Annotated in this window: 9 protein-coding genes and 1 pseudogene; 6 read left to right on the forward strand and 4 right to left on the reverse strand. The window is 68.9% G+C overall.

Annotated elements, in window-relative coordinates; all coding sequences use genetic code 11:
- Positions 1–38 precede the first annotated feature (38 nt).
- From desA to ACWFR4_RS16875, 4 genes and pseudogenes are all read left to right on the forward strand, one after another.
- On the forward strand, positions 39–1,490 hold the full coding sequence (gene desA / locus ACWFR4_RS16860; protein WP_453653058.1) for a lysine decarboxylase DesA: 1,452 nt from the start codon (positions 39–41) through the stop codon (positions 1,488–1,490).
- Positions 1,447–2,754 (forward strand): annotated as a pseudogene (locus tag ACWFR4_RS16865) (lysine N(6)-hydroxylase/L-ornithine N(5)-oxygenase family protein). Before desA ends, ACWFR4_RS16865 begins: the two are co-directional and overlap by 44 nt.
- Positions 2,751–3,311 (forward strand): GNAT family N-acetyltransferase, encoded by a 561-nt coding sequence (locus ACWFR4_RS16870; protein ID WP_453459692.1) that lies wholly within the window; start codon positions 2,751–2,753, stop codon positions 3,309–3,311. Before ACWFR4_RS16865 ends, ACWFR4_RS16870 begins: the two are co-directional and overlap by 4 nt.
- Positions 3,308–5,080, forward strand: coding sequence for an IucA/IucC family protein (locus ACWFR4_RS16875; RefSeq protein WP_453653060.1), 1,773 nt, complete (start codon positions 3,308–3,310; stop codon positions 5,078–5,080). Before ACWFR4_RS16870 ends, ACWFR4_RS16875 begins: the two co-directional genes overlap by 4 nt.
- Positions 5,081–5,162: 82 nt before the next feature.
- On the opposite strand, the gene ACWFR4_RS16880 is transcribed toward ACWFR4_RS16875, so the two are convergent.
- Both ACWFR4_RS16880 and ACWFR4_RS16885 read right to left on the reverse strand, forming a co-directional pair.
- Entirely contained in the window at positions 5,163–6,782 is a 1,620-nt protein-coding gene (locus tag ACWFR4_RS16880; RefSeq protein WP_453459698.1) for a beta-N-acetylhexosaminidase, read from the reverse strand.
- Positions 6,783–7,049: 267 nt separating this feature from the next.
- Positions 7,050–8,630 (reverse strand): purple acid phosphatase family protein, encoded by a 1,581-nt coding sequence (locus ACWFR4_RS16885; RefSeq protein ID WP_453653085.1) that lies wholly within the window; start codon positions 8,628–8,630, stop codon positions 7,050–7,052.
- Between the two features lie 212 nt (positions 8,631–8,842).
- Between ACWFR4_RS16885 and ACWFR4_RS16890 the strand changes: the two genes are divergently transcribed.
- Positions 8,843–9,100, forward strand: a complete 258-nt coding sequence (locus ACWFR4_RS16890) for a hypothetical protein (protein ID WP_100594082.1) — start codon at positions 8,843–8,845, stop codon at positions 9,098–9,100.
- 17 nt (positions 9,101–9,117) lie between these two features.
- Positions 9,118–10,935 (forward strand): glutamine--fructose-6-phosphate transaminase (isomerizing), encoded by a 1,818-nt coding sequence (gene glmS / locus ACWFR4_RS16895; RefSeq protein WP_453459701.1) that lies wholly within the window; start codon positions 9,118–9,120, stop codon positions 10,933–10,935.
- 112 nt (positions 10,936–11,047) lie between these two features.
- On the opposite strand, the gene ACWFR4_RS16900 is transcribed toward glmS, so the two are convergent.
- Together ACWFR4_RS16900 and ACWFR4_RS16905 are read right to left on the reverse strand one after the other, a co-directional pair.
- Positions 11,048–11,617: a GPR1/FUN34/YaaH family transporter gene (locus tag ACWFR4_RS16900; RefSeq protein WP_453459704.1), complete on the reverse strand. Its 570-nt coding sequence runs from the start codon at positions 11,615–11,617 to the stop codon at positions 11,048–11,050.
- A 148-nt stretch (positions 11,618–11,765) separates the two neighbouring features.
- Positions 11,766–12,290, reverse strand: a complete 525-nt coding sequence (locus ACWFR4_RS16905; RefSeq protein ID WP_453459707.1) for a universal stress protein — start codon at positions 12,288–12,290, stop codon at positions 11,766–11,768.
- Positions 12,291–12,422: the final 132 nt, after the last annotated feature.

Consider the following 12,422-nt stretch of genomic DNA (forward strand, 5'->3'; position numbering starts at 1 on the left):
GCTCACCCGCATTCCTGCCCCCACCCGGAGGACCGTCCATGCGCTCGCACCTGCTCAACGACACGACCACGGAGCACTACCGCCGTTCCGTGACCGAGGGAATCGAGCGGGTGGCGGCCAAACTCGCCACCACCGACCGGCCGTTCACCGGGGTCACGGTCGACGAGCTCACGCCCCGCATCGACGCCGTCGACCTGGACAAGCCCCTCCTCGACACCACCGCCGCCCTGGACGAGCTCGAAGAGGTCTACCTCCGCGACGCGGTCTACTTCCACCACCCGCGCTACCTCGCCCACCTCAACTGCCCGGTCGTCATCCCGGCCGTGGTCGGCGAGGCCGTGCTCTCCGCGGTCAACTCCTCCCTCGACACCTGGGACCAGTCGGCCGGCGGCACCCTGATCGAGCGCAAGCTCATCGACTGGACCACGAGCCGGATCGGCCTCGGCCCCGCCGCCGACGGCGTCTTCACCTCCGGCGGCTCCCAGTCCAACCTCCAGGCGCTGCTGCTCGCCCGCGACGAGACCAAGTCCGAGAACGCCGAACATCCCACGAAAATGCGGGTGTTCGCCTCCGAGGTCAGCCACTTCAGCGTCAAGAAGTCCGCGACGCTCCTCGGCCTCGGCCCCGACGCCGTGGTCACCATCCCCGTGGACCGCGACAAGCGGATGCAGACCGTCGCCCTCGCGCGGGAGCTGGAGCGCTGCCGCGAGGAGGGCCTCGTGCCCATGGCGGTCGTCGCCACCGCCGGGACCACCGACTTCGGTTCCATCGACCCGCTCCCCGAGATCGCCGGGCTCTGCGCCCAGTACGACACCTGGATGCACGTCGACGCCGCGTACGGCTGCGGGCTCCTCGCCTCTATCAAGAACCGACACCTCCTCGACGGCATCGAGCGCGCCGACTCCGTCACCGTCGACTACCACAAGTCGTTCTTCCAGCCAGTGAGTTCGAGCGCGGTCCTGGTCCGGGACGCGGCCACCCTGCGGCATGCCACGTACCACGCCGACTACCTCAACCCGCGCCGCATGGTCACCGAGCGCATCCCCAACCAGGTCGACAAGTCCCTCCAGACGACCCGCCGCTTCGACGCGCTCAAGCTGTGGATGACGCTGCGCGTGATGGGCGCCGACGGTGTCGGGCAGCTCTTCGACGAGGTGTGCGACCTGGCCGGCAAGGCCTGGGAGCTGCTCGCCGCGGACCCCCGGTTCGACGTCGTCGTCGAACCACAGCTGTCCACCCTCGTCTTCCGGCACATCCCGGCCGGCGTCACCGATCCCGCCGAGATCGACCGCGCCAACCTGTACGCCCGCAAGGCCCTGTTCGCCTCCGGCGACGCCATCGTCGCGGGCACCAAGGTGGGCGGCCGCCATTACCTGAAGTTCACCCTGCTCAACCCCGAGACCACCGTCGACGACATCGTCGCGGTCCTCGATCTGATCGCCGGCCATGCCGAGCAGTACCTGGGAGAGAACCTTGTCGAAGCTTCCTGAGTCCCCTGATCCCCTCGACTTCATCGGGATCGGCCTCGGCCCCTTCAATCTCGGCCTGGCCGCCCTCACCGAGCCGATAGCCGAACTGAACGGTGTCTTCCTGGAGTCCAAGCCGGACTTCGAGTGGCACTCGGGGATGTTCCTCGAGGGCGCCCACCTCCAGACGCCGTTCATGTCGGACCTGGTCACGCTCGCCGACCCGACCTCCCCGTACTCCTTCCTGAACTACCTCAAGGAATCGGGGCGGCTGTACTCCTTCTACATCCGCGAGGACTTCTATCCCCTGCGGACCGAGTACAACGACTACTGCCGCTGGGCCGCCGCGAAACTCACCAGCATCCGCTTCGACACGACCGTCACGCAGGTCTCGTACGACGAGGCCGCCGAGGTGTACGTCGTGAGCACCGAGGGCGGCGAGACCTACCGCGCGCCGCGCCTCGTCCTCGGCACCGGCACCCCGCCGCACATCCCCGAGCCCTGCCGGGGCCTCGACGGCGACGCGATCCACAACTCCCGCTATCTGCACCACAAGTAGGAGCTCCAGCAGAAGGACTCGATCACCCTCGTCGGCAGCGGCCAGTCCGCCGCGGAGATCTACTACGACCTCCTCAGCGAGATCGACGTCCACGGCTACCGCCTCAACTGGGTCACCCGCTCCCCGCGCTTCTTCCCTCTCGAGTACACGAAGCTGACGCTGGAGATGACCTCTCCCGAGTACGTGGACTACTTCCACGCGCTGCCCGAGGAGACCCGCTACCGCCTGGAGACCCAGCAGAAGAACCTCTTCAAGGGCATCGACGGCGACCTCATCAACGAGATCTTCGACCTGCTCTACCAGAAGAACCTGGCTGGACCCGTCCCCACCAGACTGCTCACCAACTCGTCGCTCCAGAGCGCGAGTTACGAGAACGGCACGTACACGCTCGGCCTGCGCCAGGAGGAGCAGGGCAAGGACTTCGAGCTGCGCACCGACGGCCTGATCCTGGCCACGGGCTACAAGTACGAGACGCCCGCCTTCCTGGAGCCGGTCCGCGACCGGCTCAACTGGGACAGCCGGGGCCGTTTCGACCTCGCCCGCAACTACTCCGTCGACAGCACGGGCCGCGGCGTGTTCGTCCAGAACGCCGGCGTGCACACGCACTCGATCACCTCGCCCGACCTGGGCATGGGCGCGTACCGCAACGCGTACATCATCCGTGAGCTGCTCGGCACCGAGTACTACCCCGTAGAGAAGACCATCGCGTTCCAGGAGTTCGCCGCATGAGCACCCCCACCGGCTCCCCCACCGGCACCTTCAGCATCCGCCCTCTCGACCCCGTCGCGGACGCCGAGCTGCTGCACCGCTGGGTCACCGACCCCAAGGCCGCGTTCTGGCTGATGCAGGACGCGAAACTGCAGGACGTGGAGCGCGAGTACATGGCGATAGCCGCCGCCGAGCACCACGACGCGTTCATTGGCCTCCACGACGGCGAGCCCGCCTTCCTCATGGAGCGCTACGACCCGGCGCACGTCGAACTCGTCGGCCTGTACGAGCCCGAGCCCGGCGACGTCGGCATGCACTTCCTGACGGCGCCCGGCGACGTCCGCATCCCCGGCTTCACCCGCGCCGTGATCACCACGGTGATGGAGTTCCTGTTCGCCGACCCGGCGGCCCGGCGCGTCGTCGTCGAGCCCGACGTGCGCAACAAGGCCGTGCACGCCCTGAACGAGGCCGTCGGCTTCGTCCCCGCGCGTGTCGTCCAGAAGCCCGAGAAGCAGGCGCTGCTCAGCTTCTGCACGCGCGAGCAGTTCCTCGCCGCCACGGGGGTGGCCGCCGTATGACGCTCTCCGACGCCGTCACCCACCTCTCCCCCGAGCGCTGGGCCGAGGCCAACCGCCTCCTCATCCGCAAGGCACTCGCCGAGTTCACCCACGAGCGCCTCCTCACGCCGGAGTCCCTCGGCGACGACCGGTATTCGGTGCGCTCCGACGACGGCGCGACCGAGTACCGCTTCACCGCCCGCCGCCTGCGCCTCGACCACTGGCAGGTCTCCGCGGACTCGATCTCGCGCCACCGCGACGGCGCCGAACTCCCGCTCAGCGCACTGGAGTTCTTCATCGAGCTGAAGACCTCACTCGGCCTGAGCGACGCGATCCTGCCGGTCTACCTGGAGGAGATCTCCTCCACCCTCTCCGGCACCTGCTACAAGCTCGCCAAGCCCCCGGTCACCGCGGCCTCCCTCGCCCTCGACGGCTCCTTCCAGGAGATCGAGACGGGCATGACCGAGGGCCACCCCTGCTTCGTCGCCAACAACGGCCGGCTCGGCTTCGGCGTCCACGAGTACCTCTCGTACGCCCCCGAGACCGCGAGCCCGATCCGGCTGATCTGGCTGGCGGCGACGCGGGAGCGGGCCGCGTTCACGGCCGGTGTCGGACTCGACCACGAGTCCCACCTGCGCGCCGAGCTCGGTGAGGAGACCCTCGCGCGGTTCGCCGCCACGCTCACGGACCAGGGCCTGGACCCGGACGACTACCTGCTGATCCCCGTCCACCCCTGGCAGTGGTGGAACAAGCTGTCGGTCACCTTCGCGGCCGAGGTCGCCCAGCGCCGTCTGGTGCTCCTCGGCGAGGGCGACGACGAGTACCTCGCGCAGCAGTCGATCCGCACGTTCTTCAACGCGTCGCACCCGGAACGGCACTACGTGAAGACGGCCCTGTCCGTCATCAACATGGGCTTCATGCGCGGCCTGTCCGCCTCGTACATGGAGGCCACGCCGGCCATCAACGACTGGCTCGCGCAGCTCATCGAGAACGACGAGGTCCTCAAGGCGACCGGCCTGACGATCATCCGCGAGCGCGCCGCCGTCGGCTACCGGCACCTGGAGTACGAGGCCGCGACCGACCGCTACTCCCCGTACCGCAAAATGCTCGCCGCCCTGTGGCGCGAGTCGCCCGTCCCGTCCCTGGCCGAGGGGGAGCGCCTCGCCACGATGGCGTCCCTGCTCCATGTCGACGCCGACGGCCTCTCGTTCGCCGCGGCCCTCGTCGAGCGCTCGGGCCTGACGCCCGCCGAGTGGCTGCGCCCGTACCTGCGGTCGTACCTCACGCCGCTGCTGCACAGCTTCTACGCGTACGACCTCGTGTACATGCCGCACGGCGAGAACGTCATCCTGGTGCTCGGCGAAGACGGCACGGTCCAGCGGGCGATCTTCAAGGACATCGCCGAGGAGATCGCCGTCATGGACCCCGACGCGGTGCTCCCGCCGGGCGTCGACCGGATCCGGGTCGAGGTTCCCGACGACCAGAAACTGCTGTCCATCTTCACGGACGTCTTCGACTGCTTCTTCCGCTTCCTCGCGGCGAACCTGGTCACGGAGGGCGTGCTCGACGAGGACACGTTCTGGCAGGCGGTCGCCGACTGTGTCCGCGACTACCAGGAGTCGGCTCCCCGACTCGCCGACAAATTCCGGCAGTACGACATGTTCGCCCCGGAGTTCACGCTGTCCTGCCTCAACCGGCTCCAGCTGCGCAACAACGAGCAGATGGTGGACCTCGCGGACCCGGCGGGGGCCCTTCAGCTGATCGGGACACTGCCGAACCCGATCGCGTAGACGTGAGTGGGGCTCCGGAGACGCCGCAGTTCATAGCGACTGCAGCGCGGGTCCGGAGCCCCACTCGCTTGCCTGCTGTGACCTAGCCGGCGGGCCAGGGCACCTGCGTCGACCTGTAGTAGCCGATGCCGAGCGCGTCCCAGCGCGGAGCCTGCGCCGCGAGCCGCACCTTGTACGTGTTCCAGTCGTGCGTGGCCTCCGGGGACCAGCCGAGCTCGGCGACACCGGGCAGCCTCGGGAAGGCCATGTACTCGACCTGCGCGGAGGTCGACAGGGTCTCCGACCACAGCGGCGCCTCGACGCCCTGGACGGCCGACGCCGGAACGCCCGGAAGGTAGCTGCCCGGGTTCCAGTCGTACGAGCGCTGCACCTCGACGTACCCGGCCCAGGCGAGGCCGAGCGGGGTGTCCTTGTTGTACTTCATGTCGAGGTAGAGACGGTCGGCCGGCGACATGACGATCCCCGTCCCCTTCTGCGCCGCCGCCGCGACCTGCGCCTTCTCGGCCGCGCTGGTCCCGTCGAGTCCCCAGTACTGGGCAAGGGCGCCCTTCGCCGGGGTGGCGCCGGTCAGCTGGTGCCAGCCGATCACGGTCTTCCCGTACTTGGCGACGATCGGCTGCACCTTGTCCATGAACGTGACGTAGTCCTCATGGCTGGTGGAGTGCGCCTCGTCGCCGCCGATGTGGAGGTACTTGCCGGGCGTGATGGCGGCGAGCTCACGGATCACGTCGTCGACGAAGTCGTACGTGCGGTCCTTGTTGACGCACAGCGAGCTGAAGCCGACGTTCGTGCCGGTGTAGAGCGGCGGCGCGACACCGTCGCAGTTCAGCTCCGCGTACGAGGCGAGCGCCGCGTTCGTGTGGCCCGGCATGTCGATCTCGGGGATGACCTCCAGATACCGCGAGGCGGCGTACCGGACGATCTCCTTGTACTGGGCCTTGGTGAAGTAACCGCCCTGCCCGCCGCCGACCTGCGTGGACCCGCCGTACGTGGCGAGCTTCGGCCAGGAGTCGATGGCGATGCGCCACCCCTGGTCGTCACTCAGGTGCAGATGCAGCTTGTTGACCTTGTACAGGGCGAGTTCATCGATGTAGCGCTTGACCTTGTCGACCCCGAAGAAGTGCCGGGAGACGTCGAGCATGGCGCCGCGGTAGCCGTACCGGGGGCTGTCCTCGATGGTGCCGCCCGCGACGAGCCACGGCCCGGTCTGCTTGCTGCTCTTCTCCACCTTGGCGGGCAGCTGCTGGCGCAGGGTCTGCACGCCGTGGAAGAGACCGGCGGCCTTGTGGGCGGTGATGGTGACGGAGCCACGGCCGGACACGAGCCGGTACCCTTCGGCGCCCAAGTCCTTTGCCCTGCCACTGAGTTCGAGACGGATGCCGTCGTGACCACCCTGGCCCGTGATGGGCAGCCGGTAGCCGGTGGAGGGCCTGAGCACGCCCGCGAGGTAGTCGGCGACGCGCTGCGCCTCCTTCGAGTCCCGCTCGACGCGGATCCGCGTCTTCGAGGTGATCTCGTACGCCGGTCCGCCCGCGGCCACCGAGGCCGGAGCGGGCACCACCTGGCCCAGCGGGGTCGCGGCGGCGGATCCCGCACCCGGTGACGGGGCGGCGCCGACGGCGGACACCCCCGCGGCCGCGACGAGCAGCAGCGACCCGAACAGCCGGGCGGTCCTGCGGCGCTGCTTCTGTTGCTGTCTCACAAACGGTCCCTTCGACGAGCGACTGGGTCGTGGATCGCGGGGGGTTTTCACATCTGTGCAGCCGAACAGTCACCATGGGTACCGTCCGCCCCATGAGCGGGTCAAGGGTGTAGACCAATTCTCACCGAGTGGACGACAGAATCCCGGCATGACGCCCCTGGGTGAACTGGCTTTTCCGGCGGCCGCGTTGGCGGCCGTCTCCTTCGAACAGGGCAGGATGTGGCGCAGGGCCCACCCCTTCCCGAAGGGGCGGGCCCTGCCGTGGCCTCAGCCCCGCCGCACCTTGCGCGCGATGACGAAGCGGTCGATCTCCTCACCGGTCTCCGCGAGGCCCCGCACCGTCAGCTTCGCCGTGTGGCCCGCCGGCGCCGGCTCCACGTCGACGCGCAGGAACGAGTAGTTCGTGTAGCGCACGCGCGACCAGTCGACGGTGATGTTCTTCTTGCTGCCGTCGGGCTGGACGACGAAGGACGTGAAGGGATCGATCTCCTTCTCGTGCCCCTCGTACGTGTCGTCGACCGGGAACGCGTACAGGCTCCGGCCCGCGGCGCCCGCGGTGACGTAGACGATGCCGTCGGTCTCGGGGTACGCCGTGCCGCCGATCGGCAGCTCCTTGGTGACCCGGTCGCCCTTGAGCACGTCGGTGCGCTCGTAGACGTGGTTGTGCCCGTTGATGACGAGGTCGACGGTGTACTTCTCGAACAGCGGCACCCACTCCTTGCGCACACCGCCCTCGGAGGCGTGGCTCGTGGCGGTGCAGTACGCGCAGTGGTGGAAGAAGACCACGATGAAGTCGATGTCGCGGTCGGCGCGGAACTTCTTCAGCTGGCGCTCGAACCACGAGGTCTGCGTGCCCCCGGACAGGCCGAGGTTGGCCGGGATCTCCCAGGACACGTCGTTGGCGTCGAGCGAGATGACCGCCGTGTTGCCGTGCACGAAGGAGTAGACGCCGGGCAGGTTCTTGGCGTCGGGACCGTTGTCCGGCAGGGTGAAGCGGGCCTGCTGACTGCCGTAGCCGTGCGGCGCGTACCAGGCCTCCATGTCGTGGTTGCCGTACGCGACCATCCACGGCACCTGCTTGGCGACGGACTCCGTCTGGGCGAGGAACTGGTCCCAGGTGCGGGCGTCGAACGTGTCGCCGGTCTGGCCCGAACCCGACGGGTCGGCGTAGGCGATGTCTCCGGCGTGCAGGTGGAACGCCGGGTTCTGCGCCAGGATCAGGCTGTCGTTGGCCAGCGCGTGGTAGCTGACGCCCTGGTCGCCGAAGGCCGTGAAGGTGAACGGCTCGCGGTGCGAGGGCGCCGTCCTGAAGGTGCCGAGCGTGCCGGCCAGGTGCGCGGCCGCCGGGTCGAAGCCGTCGTGGCCGACGCCGTAGTAGTAGGTGGTGCCGGGGCGCAGCCGGGTCAGCTGGGCGTGGAGGTAGTACTGGGTGTGGTCGGCGCCGGTGCCGACTCCGGCCGGGGTGTAGAGGGGCCGGACCTCGGCCTCGATCTTCCGCGACAGGTCCCAGGGGTGGGCGCCGACGCGGATGTACGGGTTCTTGACGGCGACCGGGACCTGCCAGGAGACGGTCATCTCGGTACGGGCGTCCGTGCCGTAGGCGAGGTGGCGGGCGAAGGGTGCGACGAGCGCGCCGTCGACCTTCTGGGTGGCGGGCACGTGGCCGGGGGTCCGCCCGGTCTGCGTGGGGACGGCGGCGCTCGCAGCGCCCGGCACGAAGGCGCCGCCCGCTATCGCGCCCAGGGTGACGGCGCCGCCGCGCATCATCGTGCGGCGGGAGAACTTGCTGCGCAGGTACTCGTGCTGCTCGGCCAGGCTCCGGTCGGCAAGCTGCTCGGGTACGCCCATACGGGGAATGTCCATGACCGGAAAAGTTGCTCGGGTCACTCATCCCGGCCGGATACGGCATGTGAACGCAACGGGAACAAGCGGCATGGCGCCCTTCAAACCTTGACCACAGCTGTCCCAAGAACCCCGGCGCCCACGCCGGATGACGCACCCCTGCCCGAAATCGGGCAGAATTCTTGCGAACCGTCCTCTCATCCTCCAGGATCATCCGAGTGCACGACGAACTTGTTGATCATCTGACGCGCAGTTCGCCCCTGAACCGGGGCGAGGCACTGCGGGTGATCCAGGACGTGCTCGCCTACTTCGACGAGACGACCGAGGTGTTCGTCCGTCGCCGCCACCGCGAGCTCCAGGGTCAGGGCCTGGTGAACGCGGAGATCTTCGAACGGATCTCGGCGGACCTGAAGTACCGCGCGGTCGCGCCGCCCGAGCTGTCCCTGCGGCAGCTGCGGCGCATCGTCTACGGCTAGAGGGGATCAGTACACATATGTGCGGAATTGTCGGTTACATCGGTAAGCGTGACGTGGCACCGCTGCTGCTCGAGGGGCTGCAGCGCCTGGAGTACCGCGGCTACGACTCCGCGGGCGTCGTCATCACCAGCCCGAAGGCCAGCGGCCTGAAAATGGTGAAGGCCAAGGGCCGCGTGCGCGACCTGGAGGCCAAGGTGCCCGCCCGCTTCAAGGGCACCACGGGCATCGCCCACACCCGCTGGGCCACCCACGGCGCACCGTCCGACGAGAACGCGCACCCCCACATGTCCGCGGACAACAAGGTCGCCGTCGTCCACAACGGCATCGTCGACAACGCCGGCGACCTGCGCGCCAAGCTGACCGCCGAGGGCGTCACCTTCCTCTCCGAGACGGACACCGAGGTCCTCACCCACCTCATCGCCCGCTCCCCCGCCGAGAAGCTCGAGGACAAGGTCCGCGAGGCGCTCCGGCTGATCGAGGGCACGTACGGCATCGCCGTCCTGCACGCCGACTTCCCCGACCGCATCGTGGTGGCCCGCAACGGCTCCCCGGTCGTCCTCGGCATCGGCGAGAAGGAGATGTTCGTCGCCTCGGACATCGCCGCCCTGGTCACCCACACCCGCCAGATCGTCACCCTCGACGACGGCGAGATGGCCACCCTCAAGGCCGACGACTTCCGCACCTACACGACGGAGGGCACGCGCACGACCGCGTCGCCGACGACCGTCGAGTGGGAAGCCGCCTCGTACGACATGGGCGGCCACGACACGTACATGCACAAGGAGATCTTCGAGCAGCCGGAGGCGGTCGACCGCGTCCTGCGCGGCCGCATCGACGAGCGCTTCTCCGCCGTGCACCTGGGCGGCCTCAACCTCGACGCCCGCGAGGCGCGCAGCGTGCGCCGCGTGAAGATCCTGGGCTGCGGCACCTCGTACCACGCGGGCCTGATCGGCGCGCAGATGATCGAGGAGCTGGCCCGCATCCCCGCGGACGCCGAGCCGGCCTCCGAGTTCCGCTACCGCAACCCGGTCGTCGACCCCGACACCCTCTACATCGCGGTCTCCCAGTCCGGCGAGACGTACGACGTCCTGGCCGCCGTGCAGGAACTGAAGCGCAAGGGCGCCCGCGTCTTCGGCGTCGTGAACGTCGTCGGCTCGGCCATCGCCCGCGAGTCGGACGCCGGCGTGTACGTCCACGCGGGCCCCGAGGTCTGCGTCGTCTCGACCAAGTGCTTCACCAACACCACGGTCGCCTTCGCCCTCCTCGCCCTCCACCTCGGCCGCATCCGCGACCTGTCCGTCGCCGACGGCAAGCGGATCATCGAGGGCCTGCGCAAGCTGCCCGGGCAGATCACGCAGATCCTGGAGCAGGAAGAGGCGATCAAGAAGATCGCCGAGGAGTACGCGGACGCCCGCTCGATGATGTTCATCGGCCGTGTCCGTGGCTACCCCGTCGCCCGCGAGGCCTCGCTCAAGCTCAAGGAGGTCTCGTACATCCACGCCGAGGCCTATCCCGCCTCTGAGCTGAAGCACGGCCCGCTCGCCCTGATCGAGCCGGCGCTCCCCACGGTCGCGATCGTCCCGGACGACGACCTGCTGGAGAAGAACCGCGCCGCCCTCGAGGAGATCAAGGCCCGTTCCGGCCGCATCCTCGCGGTCGCGCACCAGGAGCAGGAGAAGGCCGACCGCACGATCGTCGTGCCGAAGAACGAGGACGAGCTCGACCCGATCCTCATGGGCATCCCGCTCCAGCTTCTCGCCTACCACACGGCGTTGGCCCTCGGCCGTGACATCGACAAGCCCCGCAACCTGGCGAAGTCCGTCACGGTGGAGTAGTCGGTCCCCGCAGTACGAGTACACAAGAACGGGTCCCTGTGCGCGCCACCAAGCGCACAGGGACCCGTTCCTTCGAGGGGGTTCGGGGCGCCCATTCCCCGGCCCCCGGCTGTCAGCCGGTGGCCGTCACCCCCCGGCCGGCAGCACGCCCCGGCAGGGCCGTGGGCAGCCCGCCCAGTGCGGCCGTCGCCGCGTACCAGGCGAGGAGCCCGCCCACCGCGGCGAACCAGCCGCCGACCTTGGCGAGCCCGGCCGTGTCACCGAACGCGGCCACGGCGAGCAGCAGCAGGGCCACACACAGCGCCCCGTACGCCCCGCGCACCAGGGTCCCGGAGCCGGACGCCCCGAGGGTCAGGCTCAGCGCGAGCATCGCGAACAGGAGCATGAACAGCCCTTGCGCGTTGGCCGACATGGCGTCGCCGGCCGTGACACCCCAGGTGAACCAGAACGCGCCGAGCGCGGCGAAGGCCGTACCCGTCGAGGTGTCACTGGCGCGGTAGGCGAGCAGACCGGCGACGAACAGGGCGATGCCACCGACGTACGTCGCGAGGGATACGGCATTCGCGGCCGTCACACCGTCGATCACTTCGGTATGACCGAGGCCGAAGGCCAACAGGGTGAGTCCCAGGGCGAGATGGCCGAGAGTGGAGGTCGTGCTTCCCGCGGAGACGTCTTTGTCCACGGCGGGCTCCCTTCGTGCGGGTGCAGTTGTGCTGCGCGCGGTACTGGGCCCTGCGATGGTCCAGCGACCGGTATGTACCCTTCACAAAGGCACAAAGCACCTCTACGCGCGAGTAGGATTTACCCATCTCGCCTGGGGCCCAAGGGAGTTAAGGGATGACGATGACCGGGCGCCTGGCGCGCCGCGCGAGCCGTCCCGCGACCGAGCCGAAGATCCGGCCGACGATCCCGTGCGTGGAGCCGACGACGATCGCGTCGGCCTCGTACTCCCGGCCCACCTCTTCGAGTTCGTGGCAGATGTCGCCGCCTCGCTCGACCAGGATCCAGGGCACCTCGGACAGATAGTCCGCACAGGCGAGTTCGAGACCGAGCACCTCGGTGCGGTGGTCCGGCACATCCACGAAGACCGGCGGCTCGCAGCCGGCCCACACCGTGGTGGGCAGCCGGTTGGCGACGTGGACGATGATCAGGCCGGAGCCCGAGCGGTATGCCATGCCGATGGCGTAGGAGAGGGCCCGCTCGCTGGAGGTCGAGCCGTCGAAGCCGACGACCACTCCGTGCTTGAAGGCGGGATCGCAGGACTGACGTGTTTCTTCCGCCGCCTGGGGGGTCGCCGTGGGATCGGCGACCTGCCGCTTGCGGTCCGCGGGTTCAGGGAATTCGTGACCGGCCATGGGTATCTCGGCGATTAGGTCCTCTGGATCCTCGGCGGATCCTAGGTGGAGGGACGACAGGGAGCGGCGGAGCTGTGTCCGGGAATCATCTTCCCAAGCCCATACCCCCAAGGGTACGGCGGCACTCCTCCT

The sequence above is a fragment of the Streptomyces sp. NPDC055140 genome (genome assembly GCF_053607285.1).

What these genes read in the sequence shown, in the direction of transcription:
- ACWFR4_RS16885 (WP_453653085.1), bottom strand. Translation starts at nt 8,630, where the DNA reads ATGGGCGTACCCGAGCAGCTTGCCGACCGGAGCCTGGCCGAGCAGCAC.
- ACWFR4_RS16905 (WP_453459707.1), bottom strand. Translation starts at nt 12,290, where the DNA reads ATGGCCGGTCACGAATTCCCTGAACCCGCGGACCGCAAGCGGCAGGTC.
- ACWFR4_RS16875 (WP_453653060.1), top strand. Translation starts at nt 3,308, where the DNA reads ATGACGCTCTCCGACGCCGTCACCCACCTCTCCCCCGAGCGCTGGGCC.
- desA (WP_453653058.1), top strand. Translation starts at nt 39, where the DNA reads ATGCGCTCGCACCTGCTCAACGACACGACCACGGAGCACTACCGCCGT.
- ACWFR4_RS16870 (WP_453459692.1), top strand. Translation starts at nt 2,751, where the DNA reads ATGAGCACCCCCACCGGCTCCCCCACCGGCACCTTCAGCATCCGCCCT.
- glmS (WP_453459701.1), top strand. Translation starts at nt 9,118, where the DNA reads ATGTGCGGAATTGTCGGTTACATCGGTAAGCGTGACGTGGCACCGCTG.